The sequence below is a fragment of the Streptomyces sp. AC627_RSS907 genome (genome assembly GCF_019049165.1).
The window spans coordinates 1-19,436 of sequence record NZ_JAGMUE010000002.1; the positions used below are offsets into that span (position 1 = coordinate 1).

Annotated in this window: 12 protein-coding genes, 1 tRNA gene and 2 rRNA genes; 14 read left to right on the top strand and 1 reads right to left on the bottom strand. The window is 70.1% G+C overall.

What is annotated here, in order from left to right:
• The 4 genes from KUM32_RS00185 to KUM32_RS00200 form a co-directional block, all read left to right on the top strand.
• Positions 1 to 134 (top strand): 23S ribosomal RNA (locus KUM32_RS00185); the annotation flags it as partial.
• An 86-nt stretch (positions 135 to 220) separates the two neighbouring features.
• Positions 221 to 337: ribosomal RNA gene (gene rrf / locus KUM32_RS00190) — 5S ribosomal RNA — on the top strand.
• 114 nt (positions 338 to 451) lie between these two features.
• The gene (locus KUM32_RS00195) at positions 452 to 1,114 is read left to right on the top strand and encodes a DegT/DnrJ/EryC1/StrS family aminotransferase (RefSeq protein ID WP_217139686.1); all 663 of its coding nucleotides are present in this window, start codon (positions 452 to 454) and stop codon (positions 1,112 to 1,114) included.
• A gap of 78 nt (positions 1,115 to 1,192) precedes the next feature.
• Positions 1,193 to 1,268, top strand: a tRNA-Thr gene (locus tag KUM32_RS00200).
• A gap of 56 nt (positions 1,269 to 1,324) precedes the next feature.
• On the opposite strand, the gene KUM32_RS00205 is transcribed toward KUM32_RS00200, so the two are convergent.
• A complete protein-coding gene (locus KUM32_RS00205) occupies positions 1,325 to 4,078 on the bottom strand; it encodes a SpoIIE family protein phosphatase (protein WP_217139648.1) in 2,754 nt (917 codons plus the stop codon).
• A gap of 393 nt (positions 4,079 to 4,471) precedes the next feature.
• On the opposite strand from KUM32_RS00205, the gene KUM32_RS00210 reads away from it, so the two are divergent.
• From KUM32_RS00210 to KUM32_RS00255, 10 genes are all read left to right on the top strand, one after another.
• Positions 4,472 to 9,946 carry a HAMP domain-containing protein gene (locus KUM32_RS00210; protein WP_217139649.1) on the top strand — a complete coding sequence of 1,825 codons (5,475 nt, stop codon included), beginning with the start codon at positions 4,472 to 4,474 and terminating at the stop codon, positions 9,944 to 9,946.
• A gap of 417 nt (positions 9,947 to 10,363) precedes the next feature.
• Complete coding sequence (locus KUM32_RS00215; protein ID WP_217139650.1) at positions 10,364 to 11,038, top strand: two-component system response regulator; 675 nt, start codon at positions 10,364 to 10,366, stop codon at positions 11,036 to 11,038.
• A 165-nt stretch (positions 11,039 to 11,203) separates the two neighbouring features.
• Complete coding sequence (locus KUM32_RS00220; protein WP_217139651.1) at positions 11,204 to 13,984, top strand: DNA translocase FtsK; 2,781 nt, start codon at positions 11,204 to 11,206, stop codon at positions 13,982 to 13,984.
• A 259-nt stretch (positions 13,985 to 14,243) separates the two neighbouring features.
• Positions 14,244 to 15,107, top strand: a complete 864-nt coding sequence (locus KUM32_RS00225) for a helix-turn-helix domain-containing protein (RefSeq protein ID WP_217139652.1) — start codon at positions 14,244 to 14,246, stop codon at positions 15,105 to 15,107.
• A gap of 93 nt (positions 15,108 to 15,200) precedes the next feature.
• Positions 15,201 to 16,682 (top strand): 30S ribosomal protein S12 methylthiotransferase RimO, encoded by a 1,482-nt coding sequence (gene rimO, locus KUM32_RS00230; RefSeq protein ID WP_217139653.1) that lies wholly within the window; start codon positions 15,201 to 15,203, stop codon positions 16,680 to 16,682.
• Positions 16,679 to 17,452 carry a CDP-diacylglycerol--glycerol-3-phosphate 3-phosphatidyltransferase gene (gene pgsA / locus KUM32_RS00235; RefSeq protein WP_217139654.1) on the top strand — a complete coding sequence of 258 codons (774 nt, stop codon included), beginning with the start codon at positions 16,679 to 16,681 and terminating at the stop codon, positions 17,450 to 17,452. The genes rimO and pgsA overlap by 4 nt, the downstream gene beginning before the upstream one ends.
• Positions 17,449 to 18,006: a CinA family protein gene (locus tag KUM32_RS00240; protein WP_217139655.1), complete on the top strand. Its 558-nt coding sequence runs from the start codon at positions 17,449 to 17,451 to the stop codon at positions 18,004 to 18,006. The genes pgsA and KUM32_RS00240 overlap by 4 nt, the downstream gene beginning before the upstream one ends.
• 109 nt (positions 18,007 to 18,115) lie before the next feature.
• Positions 18,116 to 18,496, top strand: a complete 381-nt coding sequence (locus tag KUM32_RS00245; protein WP_053137999.1) for a helix-turn-helix domain-containing protein — start codon at positions 18,116 to 18,118, stop codon at positions 18,494 to 18,496.
• Positions 18,497 to 18,681: 185 nt separating this feature from the next.
• Positions 18,682 to 19,152 (top strand): Dps family protein, encoded by a 471-nt coding sequence (locus KUM32_RS00250; RefSeq protein WP_217139656.1) that lies wholly within the window; start codon positions 18,682 to 18,684, stop codon positions 19,150 to 19,152.
• Between the two features lie 6 nt (positions 19,153 to 19,158).
• Entirely contained in the window at positions 19,159 to 19,431 is a 273-nt protein-coding gene (locus KUM32_RS00255) for a hypothetical protein (RefSeq protein ID WP_217139657.1), read from the top strand.
• Positions 19,432 to 19,436 lie beyond the last annotated feature (5 nt).

Below are 19,436 nucleotides of genomic sequence, written 5' to 3' on the forward strand. Positions count from 1 at the left end.
CCTGCTTCGAGATGAGGACTCCCACCCACTTGATGGGGTAAGGCTCCCAGTAGACGACTGGGTTGATAGGCCGGATCTGGAAGCACCGTGAGGTGTGGAGGTGACCGGTACTAATAGGCCGAGGGCTTGTCCTCAGTTGCTCGCGTCCACTGTGTTGGTTCTGAAACCACGAACAACCCCGCGTGTTGTGTGCGTGGTGCGGTTGATTGTTTCATAGTGTTTCGGTGGTCATAGCGTAGGGGAAACGCCCGGTTACATTCCGAACCCGGAAGCTAAGCCTTACAGCGCCGATGGTACTGCAGGGGGGACCCTGTGGGAGAGTAGGACGCCGCCGAACAATTATTCAAAGGGTTGGACCCCGAACTTCGGTTCCGGGTCCAACCCTTTTTTGCTCTCGGTCACTTGAAGTTCACATGGCGCTACCACCATCGCCGGTATGGGTACTGCAGCAATGCTCCGGGCCGCCGGCGTAGGAGTCGGTGACGAAGTCGTCGTGCCTGCCTTCGGAAATGTGGAAGTCGCCGAGGCCGTGTCCCTGGTCGGCGCGTGGCCGGTGTTCGCCGACATAGATTCGGCGACGTACTGCCTCGACGCCGAGGCGGTTGAGGCAGCGCTGACACCCCGGACCGTTGCCGTGATCGCGGTGCACCGGTTCGGGAGGCCGGCGGACATGAACCGGCTGCACGGCATCGGGGAGCGGCACGGGCTGCTCGTGTTGGAACAGGGCGAGTCCGAGTTGCCGTACGACGAGATAGCGCAGCGCCGGCAGCGGGCGGCCTACCTGGACGGGAAGCTGAGGGGCGTGCGTACCCCGGACTGGGGCGAAGGGCACACCTACCAGCAGTACGTCGTGCGGGTCCCGGGAAACGGACGGCCGGACCGTGACGCGTTCGCCCGCGCCGTGCGGGGGAGGGGCGTCGACTGCCGGGTGCCGGTACGGACGCCCGTGCACCGGATGCCCGGCTTCCGGCGGTGCGTGTCCTTGCCGGAGACGGAACGGGCCACCGACGAGACGCTGGCGCTGCCCGTCGACGCCGCGCTGACCAAGCGTGACATGCAGCGGATCGTGTCCGCCTGCAATGCTCTCGGAGGACTTCTGCAGACCGCCTACTGAAACCCGTGGTTGGGAGCACCGGTCTCTTCGGGGTATGATCTATTCCGTTGCCGCGAGGGAAACCTCCGAAAGCGACAGGCCCCTATAGCTCAGTCGGTAGAGCGTCTCCATGGTAAGGAGAAGGTCAACGGTTCGATTCCGTTTGGGGGCTCCATCGAGAAAGGCCCCGCCCTGATGGGCGGGGCCTTTCGCATGTCCCGGCGCGGTGCGTCAGTCCGTGTGCGGCTCCGGGACGCGCATCGCGAGGATGGCCATGTCGTCGGACGGGGCGTCGGACGCGAAGCGTTCCACCGCGCGCATGATGCGGGCCGCCACCGCGCCCGCGGTGAGCCCCGTGCAGGTGGTGAGGACGTCGGCGAGGCCGTCGTCGCCCAGCATGCGCGTGCCCTCACGGCGTTCCGTGACGCCGTCCGTGACGCACAGAAGGACGTCGCCCGGGTCGAGGGTCACCGTCTGCTCGTACAGCTCCAGGTCCTCGATGACGCCGAGGAGGGGCTGGGGCTCGGCGGCCGGCTCCACCGTGCCGTCCTGGCGCAGTCGGAGCGGGAGCGGATGTCCGGCGCAGACCACCTTCAACTCCGCGCTGCCGTCCGTCTGCGGGCGCATCTCGCCGTAGAGGAGGGTGAGGAAGCGACTGCGGGCCCCCTCGTCGAGGATCGCCGAGTTGAGGCGCTCCAGGACCGCGGGGCCGCTGAGGCCCTCGCGGGCCAGCAGGCGCAGGGCGTGACGGGCCAGGCCCGTGACGGCCGCCGCGTTCGGACCCGTACCGCAGACGTCGCCGATGGCGAAGCCGTAGGCGTCGTCGCTGATGGGGAAGAGGTCGTAGAAGTCGCCGCCGACCTCGTTGCCCTCGCCGGCCGCGCGGTAGATGACCTCCACCTCCACGCCGTCGATCACCGGGAGTTCCGGCGGCAGGAGGCTGCGCTGGAGGGACTGGCTGATGGCCGTGCGCTCCGAGTACAGACGGGCGTTGTCCAGGGCCAGGGCGGCCCTGCGGGACAGGTCCTCGGCGAGTTCGAGGATCTCCTGACGGAAGTGTTCGTCGGTGGGCTTGCCGAGCGTGAGCATGCCGATGACGCGGTTGCGGGCGACCAGCGGGAGGACCACGGTCTCGCCGCCGACCGCGGAGGCCGTGGCCAGGGTCGGGCCGATACCCGAGCTGGGCCGGGTCGCCGGGCTGCCGCTCAGGCCGAGGTCGCGCATGGAGGTGCGCAGCGCCGCCTGGTGGGCCAGCTCGCCGGGAGCCGTCCAGACGCGGGCACCCGGAGTCGGTACCGGGGCGGGCGGGGGCATCTTCGACAGCAGGGACTTGATGCCGTCGATGAGCTCCTCGTCCTCGTGCAGGACGTAGGAGAGATACGGCTCCGACGCCTGGTCGGCGATCGTGTACACGGCGCACCAGGTGGCCAGGGTCGGAACCGTCATCTGGGCCATCAGGGCCAGCGTCTGGTCCCGGTCGAGGGTGCCGGCGAGGAGGTCCGAGGCCTCGACGAGGAAGCTGAGGGAGCCGCGGCGCAGCCGTTCCAACTCGCCGAGGCGCGCCGACTCGACGGCCAGGGCGATGCGGTCGGCGGCGAACTGGAGGCGCAGTGCCTCCTCGTTGGAGTACCGGCCGGCGGACTCGGCCGCGACGCCCAGGGAACCGGTGAGACGGCCCTCGACCTTGAGCGGGACGGTGACGACCGAGCGCATGCCGGTGCCGTTCAGCAGCGGGACGGCGCCGGGGACCGCATCGAGGTCGTCGTGCACGGCGGGCATGCGCGCGGAACCGTAACGGCCGGGGCCGGCCTCCACCGGGACGCGGGCGAACCGCTGGCGGGCGGAGGGCAGACCGGTGGAGGCGCGGACCTCCAACTCCGTTTCGTCGTCGGTCGCCAGGAGCAGGAAGGCGGCGTCGGCGTCGAGCATGTCCCGGGCGCGTTCGACCGTGCGCTGGAGGAGACCGTCGAGGTCGTCCGGGGCGGGGGAGCCGATGAACACCTCGAAGGGGTCGGTGCTCTGGCCCTCGGAGGAGGCGGCGGAGTCGGAGGCCGGGACACGCGACGGCGTCTGCAGGACGGCGCGTTCGTGGTCGCGGACGAGGAGGCAGACCGTGGAGGGCTCCCCGTCGGCGCCGCGGACGCGGAGATGGGAGGCGTAGACCGGCATGACGCGGCCGTTGGCGCCCCTTATGCCGTAGGTGCCCTCCCACCGGGAGAGCTGGAGCGCCTCCGCGATGCCCGTGCTGGTGCCCGGGGTGTGCGGCCACGCGGCGAGATCCGTGAGCGGCTTCCCGGTGACCTGGTCGGCGGGGTAGCCGAAGAGTTCCTCGGCGTCCTCGTTCCAGGACGTGACGGCGCCGGTGCGGTCGATCTGGACCACGGCGACACGGACGCGGCCGTCGGCCAGCGGGAGCAGCTCCGTCGGCAGGGAGGGGCCGGCGGCGCGGGTGCCGACGGGGCGCTCGGGCAGGTGCAGGTGGAACCAGACGTTCTTCAGCGTGGCCGTGTACTCGACGCCCCAGCGGTCGGCCAGAGCCGCGCACAGCTGGAGGCCGCGGCCCCCCTCGCGGTCGGGGCTGCCCATGGTGGCGGGGGAGCCCTGGAGGGGGACCTCGCGCTCGGGGTAGTGGTCGGCCACCTCGATCCGTACGCCGTCGTCGCTGCGCAGGCACACGACGTCGGCGGTGGTGCCGGCGTGCACCACGGCGTTGGTGACCAGCTCGCTGGTGAGCACCACGGCGTCGTCGACGATGTCGGCATGGCCCCAGCCCTGCAGCGTGTCGCGGACGAAGGACCGGGCGCTCGCCACCGATCGTCCGACGGGCTCGAAGCTGGCGGCCGCGCGCGCGGTGATCACAGAACTCCTCGTCCCTCTCTCCCCGTGCACGGCCTCATGGCCGGCCGGGTCGCGCCGCTGCTGCGGCAGTTCACCCGTCGGCCCGGGATCCGGGGGCTGCTCCCCCGGGATCAGTCCGGTGGTCATGTTCCGGCCGCCCCTCCGATGCCCGCTCGTCTCCGTGCCACCGCCCAGGCCGGACGGACCGGCGTGGTTGGACAGCCGCATGCAAGGTTACTTACCTTCCCCGTCCAGGCGGATGCCGGTCCGCAGTGTTTCCGCCCAGAGGGTGTGCGGACGGTGTGCGAAGCTGCCGAACTGTTATGGCCTGGTTCAACCGGGGTGAAACACTGGGCAGGCTTCCAGTGTGGGTCCGGGCAGGCTGAATGCGCACCGAGTGCGGCGGGCAGCAGCCCCGGAAGCGGCCCGGTGTATCCGGGCCGGCCGCGCGGCCGCACGAGGAAGCAGCGGCAGGACCGGTCCGCCGAGCGGTGGCAGCCGGGCACAGCAGTAACGGTCGACCCCTGCGGGAGGGACACAGTGGAGTCTGGCGCAGCGACGCGGGGCACGAAGACGCGCGCGAAAGGCGGACAGTCCCTGAGTAACCAGGGCAGAACGCGGGGCGGTAGTACGACGGTGGACACGGCCGCGCTGAATCGGCTGCTGGCGGCCCTCGTGGCCATGCGGGAGGGGAACTTCCGCAAACGGCTGACCGTCTCCGGTGACGGAGTGATGGCGGAGATCGCGGCGGTCTTCAACGAGGTCGCGGACCGCAACCTCCACCTCACGGGTGAGCTGGCGCGGGTGCGACGTGTGGTCGGACGTGAGGGGAAACTCACGGAGCGGCTGGAGACGGGAGCCTGCGAGGGATCCTGGGCGGCGGCGATCAACAACTCCAACGCGCTCGTGGACGACCTCGTACGGCCCGTCTCCGAGGTCAGCCGGGTGCTGTCGGCGGTGGCGGACGGTGACCTGTCGCCCCGCATGGAGCTGCGGACGCAGACGGCGGAGGGCACCGGGCATCCGCTGCGCGGTGAGTTCCTGAAGGTCGGGCGGACCGTGAACAACCTGGTCGACCAGCTGTCGACGTTCACGGACGAGGTCACGCGGGTGGCCAGTGAGGTCGGTACCGAGGGCAAGCTGGGCGGACAGGCCCAGGTGCGCGGCATGTCGGGTTCCTGGAAGGACCTCACGGACTCCGTCAACACGATGGCGCACCGGCTGACGGCGCAGGTGCGGGACATCGCGCTGGTGACGACGGCCGTGGCCAAGGGGGATCTGTCGCGGAAGGTCACGGTGCACGTGGCCGGGGAGATGCTGGAGCTGAAGAACACCGTCAACACGATGGTGGACCAGCTGTCGGCGTTCTCCTCCGAGGTGACGCGCGTCGCCCGTGAGGTGGGAACCGAGGGCGCCCTGGGCGGGCAGGCCCAGGTGCCGGGCGTGGCCGGTGTGTGGAAGGAGCTCACCGATTCCGTCAACACCATGGCCGGGAACCTGACGGCCCAGGTGCGCGGGATCTCGGAGGTGACGACGGCGGTCGCCAACGGTGACCTGTCGCGGAAGGTGACCGTGCCGGCGCGCGGCGAGGTCGCGCAGCTCGCCGAGACGATCAACCAGATGACCGAGACGCTGCGGATCTTCGCGGACGAGGTCACCCGCGTGGCCAACGAGGTCGGTGGTGAGGGACAGCTCGGCGGCCAGGCGAACGTGCCGGGTGCGGCGGGCATCTGGAAGGACCTGACGGACTCCGTCAACACCGTCTTCCGGAACCTGACGACTCAGGTGCGGGACATCGCGGCGGTGACGACGGCGGTGGCCAACGGTGACCTGTCGCAGAAGGTCACGGTCGACGTGGCCGGGGAGATGCTGGAGCTGAAGAACACCGTCAACACGATGGTGGACCAGCTGTCCTCCTTCGGTGCCGAGGTCACCCGCGTGGCCCGGGAGGTCGGTGTCGAGGGCGAGCTCGGCGGGCAGGCGCAGGTGCCGGGTGCTGCGGGGACGTGGAAGGACCTCACCGACTCCGTCAACACCGCGTTCCGCAACCTCACCGGTCAGGTGAGGAACATCGCCCAGGTGACGACGGCGGTGGCCAACGGCGATCTGTCGCAGAAGGTCACCGTGGACGTCTCCGGCGAGATGCTCCAGCTGAAGAACACCGTGAACACGATGGTGGACCAGCTCTCCAGCTTCGCCGACCAGGTCACCCGGATGGCCCGGGACGTGGGCACGGAGGGCCGCCTCGGCGGTCAGGCGCGGGTCGACGGTGTGTCCGGCACCTGGAAGGAGCTCACGGACTCCGTCAACTCGATGGCCTCCAACCTGACCGGTCAGGTGAGGAACATCGCGCAGGTGACGACGGCGGTGGCCCGCGGTGACCTGTCCCAGAAGATCGACGTCGACGCGCGCGGGGAGATCCTCGAGCTGAAGAACACCATCAACACGATGGTGGACCAGCTGTCGTCGTTCGCCGAACAGGTCACACGGGTGGCCCGCGAGGTCGGTACGGAGGGCCGGCTCGGCGGGCAGGCGCAGGTGCCCGGCGTCGCCGGCGTGTGGCGCGACCTGACCGACTCGGTGAACGGCATGGCCGGCAACCTCACGGCGCAGGTCCGCAACATCGCGCAGGTCGCCACGGCGGTGGCCCGCGGTGACCTGTCCCAGAAGATCACCGTGGACGCGCGCGGGGAGATCCTCGAGCTGAAGAACACGCTGAACACGATGGTGGACCAGCTGTCGTCGTTCGCCCAGGAGGTCACGCGCGTCGCGCGCGAGGTGGGCACCGAGGGCATCCTCGGCGGCCAGGCCGAGGTGCAGGGCGTCTCCGGCACCTGGAAGGACCTCACGCAGTCCGTGAACGGCATGGCCAACAACCTGACCATGCAGGTCCGCAACATCGCCGAGGTCACGACGGCCGTCGCCAAGGGCGACCTGTCGAAGAAGATCACCGTCGACGCCAAGGGCGAGATCCTCGAGCTCGTCACCACCGTCAACACGATGGTGGACCAGTTGTCGTCGTTCGCCGAGCAGGTCACGCGCGTGGCCCGCGAGGTGGGCACGGAGGGCATCCTGGGCGGTCAGGCGCACGTGCCCGGCGTCGTGGGCATCTGGAAGGACCTCAGCGACAACGTCAACCTGATGGCGAAGAACCTCACCGTCCAGGTGCGGAACATCTCCCAGGTGGCCGCGGCCGTCGCCAACGGCGACCTGACGCGGACGGTGACGATCGAGGCCCGCGGCGAGGTCGCTCAGCTCGCCGACACCTTCAACACCATGGTGAAGACGCTGAGTTCGTTCGCGGACCAGGTCACCAAGGTGGCCCGCGAGGTGGGCACGGACGGCATCCTGGGCGGTCAGGCGCACGTCCCCGGTGTGGCCGGCACCTGGAAGGACCTCACCGAGTCGGTGAACCAGATGGCGTCCAACCTGACCGGTCAGGTGCGCAACATCGCGATGGTCACCACGGCGATCGCCAAGGGCGACCTGACCAAGAAGATCGACATCGATGCGCGCGGCGAGATCCTGGAGCTGAAGACGACCATCAACACGATGGTCGACCAGCTGTCCTCCTTCGCCGAGGAGGTCACCCGCGTCGCCCGCGAGGTGGGCACCGAGGGCCAGCTCGGCGGACAGGCACGCGTGCGTGACGTCGACGGCACCTGGCGGGACCTGACCGAGTCCGTGAACGAGATGGCCGGGAACCTGACCCGGCAGGTGCGCGCCATCGCGCGCGTGGCGACCGCGGTGACCCGGGGCGACCTGAACCTGAAGATCGACGTGGACGCCTCCGGGGAGATCCAGGAACTCCAGGACTACATCAACAAGATGATCGCCAACCTGCGCGACACCACGATCGCCAACAAGGAGCAGGACTGGCTCAAGGGCAACCTGGCCCGGATCTCCGCGCTGATGCAGGGCCGCCGCGACCTCCAGGACGTGGCCTCGCTGATCATGAGCGAACTGACCCCGGTGGTCTCCGCGCAGCACGGGGCGTTCTTCCTCGCCATGCCGCTCGTGGACGGTCAGGACCAGCCCGGCGCCGAGGACGACCAGTACGAACTGCGCATGCTCGGGTCGTACGGCTACTCGATGGGCTCCATGCCCACCTCGTTCCGGCCGGGGGAGGCGCTGGTGGGAACGGCCGCCCAGGAGAAGCGCACGATCCTGGTGGAGAACGCGCCGAGTGGCTATCTGAAGATCTCCTCCGGGCTCGGGGAGGCTCCGCCGGCCCAGGTGATCGTGCTGCCCGTGCTGTTCGAGGGGCAGGTGCTCGGCGTCATCGAGCTGGCGTCCTTCACCCCGTTCACGCAGATCCAGAAGGACTTCCTCAACCAGATCGCCGAGATGATCGCCACCAGCGTCAACACCATCTCCGTCAACACCAAGACGGAGGTACTGCTGAAGCAGTCGCAGGAGCTGACCGAGCAACTGCGCGACCGCTCCGAGGAACTGGAGCAGCGGCAGAAGGCGCTCCAGTCGTCCAACGCCGAACTGGAGGAGAAGGCCGAGCTGCTGGCGCGGCAGAACCGCGACATCGAGGTGAAGAACACCGAGATCGAGGAGGCGCGGCAGGTTCTGGAGGAGCGGGCCGAGCAGCTCGCGGTCTCCATGCGCTACAAGAGCGAGTTCCTGGCCAACATGTCGCACGAGTTGCGTACGCCGCTCAACTCGCTGCTGATCCTGGCCAAACTGCTCGCCGACAACGCCGACGCGAACCTGACCCCGAAGCAGGTCGAGTTCGCCGAGACGATCCACGGCGCCGGCTCGGACCTGCTCCAGCTCATCAACGACATCCTCGACCTGTCGAAGGTCGAGGCGGGCAAGATGGACGTCTCCCCGACGCGCATCGCGCTGGTGCAGCTCGTCGACTACGTGGAGGCCACGTTCCGGCCGCTGACCGCGGAGAAGGGCCTCGATCTGTCGGTGCGGGTGTCGCCGGAGCTGCCCGCCACGCTGCACACCGATGAGCAACGGTTGCTCCAGGTGCTGCGGAACCTGCTGTCCAACGCGGTGAAGTTCACCGACTCCGGGGCGGTCGAGCTGGTCATCCGGCCGGCCCGGGGCGACGTCCCGCAGGCCATCCGGGAGCAGCTGCTGGAGGCCGGCTCGATGACCGACCCGGACGCCGAGCTGATCGCGTTCTCCGTGAGCGACACCGGTATCGGCATCGCGGCCAGCAAGATGCGGGTGATCTTCGAGGCGTTCAAGCAGGCCGACGGCACCACCAGCCGCAAGTACGGCGGTACGGGCCTGGGGCTGTCCATCTCCCGGGAGATCGCACAGCTGCTGGGCGGTGAGATCCACGCGCAGAGCGAGCCGGGCCGCGGGTCGACGTTCACCCTCTACCTGCCGCTGCACCCCGGCGAGCTGCCCGCGCACGGCTACCCGCAGGCCGTTCCCTCCCTGGAGGCGGGTGAGCTGCCGGCGTCCCCGGGTGCCGCCGGCGAGCTGCCGGGGGCGCAGGCCGAGACGCCGGCCGAGGTGAAGTCGTACCAGGACACGCAGAACGGTGCCGCGGCGCTGTTCCGGCGCCGGCGCAGGGCCGTCCCGGAGGCCGAGGCGCGGCCCGCGGCACAGGAGCAGCCTTCGGCCTCCGGGCAGGAGGCGGCGCCGCAGGCGCACCGCGGGATCCGGTTCGGCGGTCAGAAGGTGCTGATCGTCGACGACGACATCCGCAACGTCTTCGCGCTCACCAGCGTCCTGGAGCAGCACGGCCTGTCCGTGCTCTACGCCGAGAACGGGCGCGAGGGCATCGAGGTCCTGGAGCAGCACGAGGACGTGGCGGTCGTCCTGATGGACATCATGATGCCCGAGATGGACGGATACGCCACGACCACGGCGATCCGCAGGATGCCCCAGTTCGCCGGTCTTCCGATCATCGCGCTGACCGCGAAGGCCATGAAGGGCGACCGGGAGAAGGCGATCGAGTCGGGTGCCTCGGACTATGTGACGAAGCCGGTCGACCCCGATCACCTGCTGACGGTGATGCGGCAGTGGATGCGGGAGGAGTGAGGAGCGGGGCCGGACGGGAACCGGGCGGGGCGTCCGGGCACCGTGCCCGCGGTACTTTCGGGCAGGCGTCCGCGGTGCCGCCGGGCACCGGGCGCGCGGCGTGTCCGGGCGGTGTGCGAACGTGGGGATGCGCGAGAGTGGCGGGAGTGCCGGGGTTCACGCGGAGTTGCTGACTCGGTGTGCCCGAAGCCGTGTAGAAGTACGCGATTCGGGGAACCTTCTGGTCTCCCGTTGCGTTTCCGCTACGTGCACAGTGACATCGCGGTGACAGGGTGTGGTGACAGGCGGGGTGCGGCTACGATGACCGGCACAAGGACGGGCGGCGCAAGGGAGTCGTCCCCTGGGGCGGCGCCCGCCGGTGCTGCCCCAAGTCCTGCGGACAGGGGAGGCCCCACGCCGGGGCGAGGAGGGCGGGCCATGGTGCAGAAGGCCAAGATCCTCCTGGTCGATGACCGGCCGGAGAATCTGCTGGCGCTGGAGGCGATCCTCTCGGCGCTCGATCAGACGCTGGTGCGGGCATCGTCCGGGGAGGAAGCGCTCAAAGCACTGCTCACGGACGACTTCGCGGTCATTCTGCTGGACGTCCAGATGCCGGGGATGGACGGTTTCGAAACCGCCGCGCACATCAAGCGGCGTGAGCGGACCCGGGACATCCCGATCATCTTCCTCACGGCGATCAACCACGGCCCGCACCACACCTTCCGCGGCTACGCGGCGGGTGCGGTGGACTACATCTCCAAGCCGTTCGACCCGTGGGTGCTGCGTGCGAAGGTCTCCGTCTTCGTCGAGCTCTACATGAAGAACTGCCAGCTGAGGGAGCAGGCGGCGCTGCTGCGGCTCCAGTTGGAGGGCGGCGGCAAGGCCGACGCCGGCGACGCCAAGGAGTCGGCGGGGTTGCTCGCCGAGCTCTCGGCGCGCCTGGCGGCCGTCGAGGAGCAGGCCGAGGCCCTCTCCAAGCAGCTGGGCGACGAGTCGACGGACGCGGCGGCCGTGGCGACCGCGGCCCATCTGGAGCGCAAGCTCACCGGATTGCGGCGGGCGCTGGACGCCCTGGAGCCGGGCTCCTCCGGAGGCCAGGCCGCGGTCAACTGAGGCCGGCCGGTGGTGCGGCCCGTGCCGGGATCGGCGGGCGGGCCGTGAGCGCCTGTCAGCCGCCGTACCGGTGACGTCAGTTCCGGGCTTCCTCGCGGGCGACACGAACGGGTGAAGCGGTGGGCACACGTGTCGACCGCCGTCTCCCCCGGTAACCTCACCCCCATGGCCTCACGTCCCTCCGCAGCCAAGAAGCAGCCCGCGAAGAAGTCGGCCGCTCCCGCGAAGGCTCCGGCGAAGAAGGCCGCTGCGAAGAAGGCACCTGCCAAGAAGGCGCCCGCGAAGAAGGTGCCCGCCAAGAAGGCCGCGGCGCAGAAGCCCGCGCCCAAACCGGCCCCCAGCCCGACCGGCGGCGTCTACCGACTCGTACGCGCCCTCTGGCTGGGCATCGCGCACGCGGTCGGCGCCGTCTTCCGCGGCATAGGCCAGGGCGCGAAGAACCTCGACCCCGCCCACCGCAAGGACGGCGTCGCGCTGCTGCTGCTCGGCATCGCGCTGATCGTCGCCGCGGGCACCTGGGCCGACCTCAAGGGCCCGGTCGGCGACCTGGTCGAGATCCTGGTGACCGGTGCCTTCGGCCGCCTGGACCTGCTCGTGCCGATCCTGCTCGGCGCCATCGCCGTACGCCTGATCCGGCACCCGGAGAAACCCGAGGCCAACGGCCGTATCGTGATCGGCCTGTCGGCCCTGGTCATCGGCGTGCTCGGGCAGATCCACATCGCCTGCGGCTCACCGGCCCGCGGCGACGGCATGCAGGGCATAAGGGACGCCGGCGGTCTCATCGGCTGGGGCGCGGCGACCCCGCTGTCGTACACCATGACCGACGTCCTGGCCGTACCGCTGCTCGTGCTGCTCACGGTCTTCGGGCTGCTCGTCGTCACCGCCACGCCGGTCAACGCCATCCCGCAGCGGCTGCGGCAGCTCGGGGTGCGGCTGGGGCTCGTCCACGACCCGGACGCGGAGGAGTTCACCGACGACGACGAGCGGTACGACGAGCAGTGGCGCGAGGCACTGCCCGCGCGTCCCCGCAGGCGCGGGGGACCGGCCGCCGCCGAGCCCTACGACCCCGACGGGGCGGAGCAGGAGGCGCTCACCCGGCGACGCAGGTCCCGGCGGTCCGCCGTGCCGCAGCCCGACATGAACCGGCCGATGGACGCCGTGGACGTCGCCGCCGCGGCCGCCGCCGCGCTCGACGGTGCCGTGCTGCACGGGATGCCGCCGTCGCCGCTGGTCGCCGACCTCACCCAGGGCGTGAGCACGGCGGACCGCGAGCCGACGACTCCGACTCCGACTCCGACACCGACTCCGACGCCGGTCCCGGCCGCGCGTCCGCAGCCGGGGAAGCTCAGGAAGGACGTCGCCGAGGCCCCCGGACAGGAGCCGGCGGGCGGAGTCCCCGACCTGACGAAGACCCCGCCCCCCAAGGAACGGGAGCTGCCGCCGCGCGCCGAGCAGCTCCAGCTCTCCGGTGACATCACATACTCCCTGCCGGCCCTCGACCTCCTCACACGCGGCGGCCCCGGCAAGTCGCGCAGCGCGGCGAACGACGCGATCGTGCACTCGCTGACCACCGTCTTCACCGAGTTCAAGGTCGACGCCGCCGTCACCGGCTTCACCCGCGGCCCGACGGTCACGCGCTACGAGGTCGAGCTCGGCCCCGCCGTGAAGGTGGAGCGGATCACCGCGCTGACCAAGAACATCGCGTACGCCGTCGCCAGCCCCGACGTACGGATCATCAGTCCGATCCCCGGCAAGTCCGCGGTCGGCATCGAGATCCCGAACACCGACCGGGAGATGGTCAACCTCGGTGACGTACTGCGGCTCGCCGAGTCCGCCGAGGACGACGACCCCATGCTGGTCGCCTTCGGCAAGGACGTCGAGGGCGGCTACGTCATGCACTCCCTGGCGAAGATGCCGCACATGCTGGTCGCCGGCGCCACCGGCTCCGGCAAGTCGTCTTGCATCAACTGCCTGATCACCTCGATCATGATGCGGGCGACCCCGGAGGACGTCCGGATGATCCTGGTCGACCCCAAGCGCGTCGAGCTGACCGCCTACGAGGGCATCCCGCACCTGATCACGCCGATCATCACCAACCCGAAACGGGCCGCCGAGGCGCTCCAGTGGGTCGTACGCGAGATGGACCTGCGCTACGACGACCTCGCGGCCTACGGCTACCGGCACATCGACGACTTCAACCGCGCGGTGCGCGAGGGCAAGGTCAAGCCGCCCGAGGGCAGCGAGCGCGAACTCCAGCCGTATCCGTACCTGCTGGTGATCGTGGACGAGCTGGCCGACCTGATGATGGTGGCGCCCAGGGACGTCGAGGACGCGATCGTGCGCATCACGCAGCTCGCGCGCGCGGCCGGCATCCACCTGGTGCTCGCCACGCAGCGGCCGTCCGTGGACGTCGTCACCGGCCTCATCAAGGCCAACGTGCCCTCCCGGCTGGCCTTCGCCACCTCGTCACTGGCGGACTCGCGGGTCATCCTCGACCAGCCCGGCGCGGAGAAGCTGATCGGCAAGGGCGACGGGCTCTTCCTGCCGATGGGCGCGAACAAGCCGACCCGCATGCAGGGCGCGTTCGTGACCGAGGAGGAGGTCGCGCTCGTCGTCCAGCACTGCAAGGACCAGATGGCGCCCGTCTTCCGGGACGACGTCACCGTCGGGACCAAGCAGAAGAAGGAGATCGACGAGGACATCGGCGACGACCTCGACCTGCTGTGCCAGGCGGCCGAGCTGGTCGTCTCCACGCAGTTCGGGTCGACCTCCATGCTCCAGCGCAAGCTGCGCGTCGGCTTCGCCAAGGCCGGGCGTCTGATGGACCTGATGGAGTCGCGGAGCATCGTCGGGCCGAGCGAAGGCTCAAAGGCTCGTGATGTTCTTGTGAAGCCTGACGAGCTGGACGGCGTGCTCGCGCTGATCCGGGGGGATTCTGAAGGGTAGGAACGGTACGCGAGGGGCTCCTGCGGTGGAGGACCGGGCGGCCGGGTGGCCGATCGTGACTCACCCGTTAGGGATCATTGAGCAACCGTTTCCCCATGACCTACGTCAAGTTGAGGGAATCGACGAACAGGTAGTCCACCATCGGGCGTGGGGCCATTCCGATGGCGTACAAGTCCCACCGTGCGGTTGCCCCACCCGTTTGCACCACCCCTAGACTGAACGTCCAGCACAGGCGGCTAAACGCTCGAAAGGCGCCCCCGTGTCCAACGGCAACTCCCCCGAAGACGAGCGTCCGATCGAAGACGTGTCCCACGACGTTTCCGCAGACGTTTCCGAGGAAGCCCGTCCTTCCGTCGGCCGGGCCCTGCGGCAGGCACGGATCGCCGCCGGGTCGACCGTCGACGACATCAGTGCCGCCACCCGCGTCCGGATCGCCATCGTGCACGCCATCGAGGCGGACGACTTCACCCCCTGCGGCGGCGACGTCTACGCGCGCGGTCACATCCGCACCCTCGCCAAGGCCGTCGGGCTCGACCCGGCCGAGCTGGTCGCGCAGTTCGACGCCGAGCACGGCGGACGCCCGGCGCCGACGCCCGCCGCGCCCCTGTTCGAGGCGGAACGCATCCGTCCCGAGCGGCGCGGACCCAACTGGACCGCCGCCATGGTCGCCGCGATCGTCGTCGTGATCGGCTTCGTCGGCTTCACGTTCGTCAAGGGCGGCGACGACGGCGGCTCCGAGGCGAGCGTCGCCGAGGGGTCCGAACCGACGGCCGGGGGATCCGTCTCGTCCACCGCCAAGCCCAAGGACCCGGCCGACCCCAAGCCCGACCCGACCGACAGCGCCATCGCCGCCGCGCCCCAGGACAAGGTGACCGTCAAGGTCAGCGCGAGCGACGGCCGAAGCTGGATCTCCGCCAAGGACCACAACGGCCGGCTGCTCTTCGACGGGCTGCTCAAGCAGGGCGACTCGAAGACCTTCCAGGACAGCGAGAAGGTCAACCTCGTGCTCGGCGACGCCGGTGCCGTCCAGCTGTACGTCAACGGCAAGAAGATCGAGGACGACTTCCGGCCCGGCTCGGTGGAACGCCTCACCTACACCAAGGGCGACCCGCAGGTCGGATAACGGGACCCGAGGGGACGAGTCACTACGGGGTTGGCCAAGATCGGCCAACCCCGTCGACGTGGGCTGTCGGCGGGACGAAGTAGTCTTGAGCCCATGCCTGAAAGCCGTACCGTCGCACTCGTCACCCTTGGCTGCGCCCGTAACGAGGTGGACTCGGAGGAGCTCGCAGGCCGTCTGGAGGCGGACGGCTGGAAGCTCGTCGATGACGCCGAGGAAGCGGACGTCGCCGTCGTGAACACGTGCGGCTTCGTCGAGGCCGCCAAGAAGGACTCCGTCGACGCCCTCCTGGAGGCCAACGACCTCAAGGGCCACGGCAGAACGCAGGCCGTGGTGGCGGTGGGCTGCATGGCCGAGCGGTACGGCAAGGAGCTCGCCGAGGCCCTCCCCGAGGCCGACGGCGTGCTCGGCTTCGACGACTACGCCGACATCTCCGACCGGCTGCAGACCATCCTCAGCGGTGGCGTCCACGCCGCGCACACCCCCCGCGACCGCCGCAAGCTGCTGCCCATCAGCCCCGCCGAGCGGCAGGAGGCCGGGGCCTCCGTCGCCCTGCCCGGCCACGGCCCGACCGACCTCCCCGAGGGCGTCGCCCCCGCCTCCGGGCCCCGCGCGCCGCTGCGCCGCCGTCTGGACGGCTCCCCGGTCGCCTCGGTGAAGCTGGCCTCCGGCTGCGACCGGCGCTGCTCCTTCTGCGCCATCCCGTCCTTCCGCGGCTCCTTCATCTCCCGCCGCCCGAGCGACGTGCTGAACGAGACGCGGTGGCTGGCCGAACAGGGCGTCAAGGAGATCATGCTGGTCTCCGAGAACAACACCTCCTACGGCAAGGACCTCGGCGACATCCGCCTGCTGGAGTCCCTGCTGCCCGAGCTCGCCCAGGTCGACGGCCTCGAGCGCGTGCGCGTCAGCTACCTCCAGCCGGCCGAGATGCGTCCGGGCCTGATCGACGTCCTGACCTCGACGCCGAAGGTCGTGCCCTACTTCGACCTGTCCTTCCAGCACTCCGCGCCGAACGTGCTGCGCGCGATGCGCCGCTTCGGCGACACCGACCGCTTCCTGGAGCTGCTGGACACCATCCGCAGCAAGGCGCCCGAGGCAGGCGTGCGGTCCAACTTCATCGTGGGCTTCCCCGGCGAGTCGGCGTCCGACCTCGCCGAGCTGGAGCGGTTCCTCAACCACGCGCGGCTGGACGCCATCGGTGTCTTCGGCTACTCCGACGAGGAGGGCACCGAAGCGGCGACGTACGGCGACAAGCTGGACGAGGACGTCGTCGCCGAGCGACTGGCACGCGTGTCCCGGCTGGCCGAGGAACTCGTCTCGCAGCGTGCCGAGGAGCGCGTGGGCACGAGCGTGCGCGTGCTCGTCGAGTCGGTGGAGTCCGCCGACGAGGGGGACGGCGTCCGCGGCCGCGCGGAGCACCAGGCACCGGAGACCGACGGCCAGGTGCTGCTCACGGGCGGCGAAGGCCTGACGGTCGGAAGTATGGTCGACGCGAAGGTCGTCGGTACGGAGGGTGTCGACCTGGTGGCCGAACCGCTGCCGGGCTCCCCCGCGTGGAGTGAGGAGGCCGGCAGATGACCGGAGTCCCGGCGTCCGCGGCGGGTGGTTCCTCCGGTGCGCGCAGGGCCGGCCCGCGCGGGATCTCGGGTGCCGGTCAAGAACCGCCGGAGCGTACGGCTCCGGCGGGCATCGCGGAACGGGGTGCGACCGAGGGCGGTGCCGCGGGACGCGGCGGCAAGATCGCGGCCGCCGCCGTCAACCAGGCGAGCGTCTGGAACGTCGCCAACCTCCTGACGATGCTCCGGCTGCTCCTCGTGCCGGCGTTCGTCGCGCTGATGCTCGGCAACGGCGGGTACGACCCGGCCTGGCGCTCCTTCGCCTGGGCGGCTTTCGCCATTGCCATGATCACCGACCTCTTCGACGGCCATCTGGCGCGCACCTACAATCTCGTCACCGACTTCGGGAAGATCGCCGACCCCATCGCCGACAAGGCGATCATGGGGGCGGCGCTCGTCTGCCTGTCCGCGCTGGGGGACCTGCCGTGGTGGGTGACGGCCGTCATCCTCGGCCGGGAACTCGGCATCACCGTGCTCCGTTTCGTGGTCATCCGGTACGGAGTCATCCCGGCGAGCCGCGGCGGCAAGCTCAAGACCCTCACGCAGGGCGTGGCCGTCGGCATGTACGTTCTGGCGCTGACGGGGCCCCTGGCGACCCTGAGGTTCTGGGTGATGGCCGCGGCGGTCGTCCTGACGGTGGTGACCGGTCTGGACTATGTAAAACAGGCCATTGTGCTGCGCCGGCAGGGAATCGCCGAGCGCAGGGCGGCGTTGAAGGAGACGGAAGGTTGAGTTCCACGGCCGCCGACGTGGTGCGACTACTCACGGTCAGGGGCGAGACCCTGGCGGTCGCCGAGTCACTGACCGGTGGACTGGTGGCCGCCGAGATCACCGCGGTGCCGGGGGCGTCCAAGGCCTTCCGGGGGTCCGTCACCGCCTACGCGACGGCGCTGAAGCGGGAAGTGCTCGGCGTCGATGCCACGGTTCTCGCGGCGCGCGGAGCGGTGGATCCGCAGGTCGCCGCCCAGATGGCGGTCGGTGTGCGCAAGGCGCTGGGCGCCGACTGGGGCATCGCGACGACGGGTGTCGCGGGCCCCGGTCCGCAGGACGGGCAGCCCGTCGGAACGGTCTTCGTGGCCGTCGACGGCCCCTTCGCGGGGGACGTCGGTGCGGATCCGGGCTCCGCCGGCGGCGGAAAAGTGGAGGCGCTGCGGTTGAACGGCGACCGGGCGGAAATTCGTATGGAGAGTGTACGGAGCGTACTCGCACTCCTGTTGAGGGAGCTTGCGGGCGAACAGACCGGGAATGAGCGGGCACAGGATACGGAACGGAACGGGGGGTTTTGATGTTTACAGCCCTGAGTGAACACGACATCGCTCCCCGCACGGCCGCGGCGCGAGGCGGTACGGTGGGGCGTGAAGGATGCGGTTACGCGGTCCGAGGAGGGAGCCACCGATGATTCTGCTCCGTCGCCTACTGGGTGACGTGCTGCGTCGGCAGCGCCAGCGCCAGGGCCGTACTCTGCGCGAAGTCTCCTCGTCCGCCCGAGTCTCACTCGGCTATCTCTCCGAGGTGGAGCGGGGGCAGAAGGAGGCTTCTTCCGAGCTGCTCTCCGCCATCTGCGACGCGCTGGACGTACGGATGTCCGAGCTCATGCGGGAAGTGAGCGACGAGCTCGCCCTCGCCGAGCTGGCCCAGTCCGCTGCTGCCACGTCCAGCGAGACCGTGCCCGCACCGGTCCGTCCCATGCTGGGCTCCGTGTCGGTGACCGGCGTGCCGCCGGAACGGGTGACCATCAAGGCGCCCGCCGAGGCAGTGGACGTCGTCGCCGCCTGATCGCTGGGAACGTGTGCGTGTGAGGCCCCGGCCGGGGCCTCACGGGGAGACCGGGGAGGTGCGGTCGGGGTTTTTGCGTGCGCGGGTGCAGGCCGTCGGCGACGCCTTCGCCGGTTTGCCGGTCCACGGCGGTGCGGTCATCGTGGAGGGGGACACAGAACGGGGGCGAACCGTCGGAGGTGTGGATGTACGTCGTGAAGAGCCCCTTGTCCGACGCGAACCTGAAGACCGTGTCCGAGGCGTTGCAGGGTGGCCTCGTCGACCTGGTGGACCTCGCCCTGGTGGCGAAGCAGATCCACTGGAACGTGGTCGGTCCGCGGTTCCGCACCGTACACCTGCAGCTGGACGAGCTCGTCGACACCGCGCGCGGGCACTCCGACACCGTGGCGGAGCGCGCGTCGGCGCTCGGCGTGTCCCCGGACGGGCGGGCCGCGACGGTGGCCGTCGGAAGCGGCATTGACGTGACCCCGGAAGGGTGGGTCGACGACACCACCGCGGTGCAGACGATCGTGGACGCGCTGAGCGCGGTGATCGGACGGATGCGCGAGCGGATCACGGCGACCGGGGACCCGGATCCGGTGAGCCAGGACATCTTCATCCAGATCACGGCCGACCTCGAGAAGCAGCACTGGATGTTCCAGGCCGAAAACGGATGACGCGGGATGATCTCGGCGCGGACGGCTCGCCGGGCTGCCGCGCTGGGGTCGGGTGTGCTGTGGTGGTGGGCCGTGCTGCGGCTGGCGCTGGCGCCCGGTGCGGGGGTGCTCGAAGGGGCGGTCGCGGTCGGCGGGTGGGGGCTGAGTGTGCTGCCGGTGCACTGTGTGCCCGAGTGCCGGGCCGTCGGGGCCGTGCGGGCGGGGCGGTGGCGGCGGGCCCTGCGTACGGCCGTGCGCGCCCCGGCCCCGTCGTCTTCCCGGTCGGACGCGGGGTCCTGATACCC

Excerpts from the sequence above, each read along its gene's own strand:
- KUM32_RS00250 (WP_217139656.1), top strand. The coding sequence starts at position 18,682 with ATGTACGTCGTGAAGAGCCCCTTGTCCGACGCGAACCTGAAGACCGTG.
- pgsA (WP_217139654.1), top strand. The coding sequence starts at position 16,679 with ATGACCGGAGTCCCGGCGTCCGCGGCGGGTGGTTCCTCCGGTGCGCGC.
- KUM32_RS00205 (WP_217139648.1), bottom strand. The coding sequence starts at position 4,078 with ATGACCACCGGACTGATCCCGGGGGAGCAGCCCCCGGATCCCGGGCCG.
- KUM32_RS00245 (WP_053137999.1), top strand. The coding sequence starts at position 18,116 with ATGATTCTGCTCCGTCGCCTACTGGGTGACGTGCTGCGTCGGCAGCGC.
- KUM32_RS00255 (WP_217139657.1), top strand. The coding sequence starts at position 19,159 with ATGATCTCGGCGCGGACGGCTCGCCGGGCTGCCGCGCTGGGGTCGGGT.
- KUM32_RS00195 (WP_217139686.1), top strand. The coding sequence starts at position 452 with ATGCTCCGGGCCGCCGGCGTAGGAGTCGGTGACGAAGTCGTCGTGCCT.
- KUM32_RS00220 (WP_217139651.1), top strand. The coding sequence starts at position 11,204 with ATGGCCTCACGTCCCTCCGCAGCCAAGAAGCAGCCCGCGAAGAAGTCG.
- rimO (WP_217139653.1), top strand. The coding sequence starts at position 15,201 with ATGCCTGAAAGCCGTACCGTCGCACTCGTCACCCTTGGCTGCGCCCGT.
- KUM32_RS00215 (WP_217139650.1), top strand. The coding sequence starts at position 10,364 with ATGGTGCAGAAGGCCAAGATCCTCCTGGTCGATGACCGGCCGGAGAAT.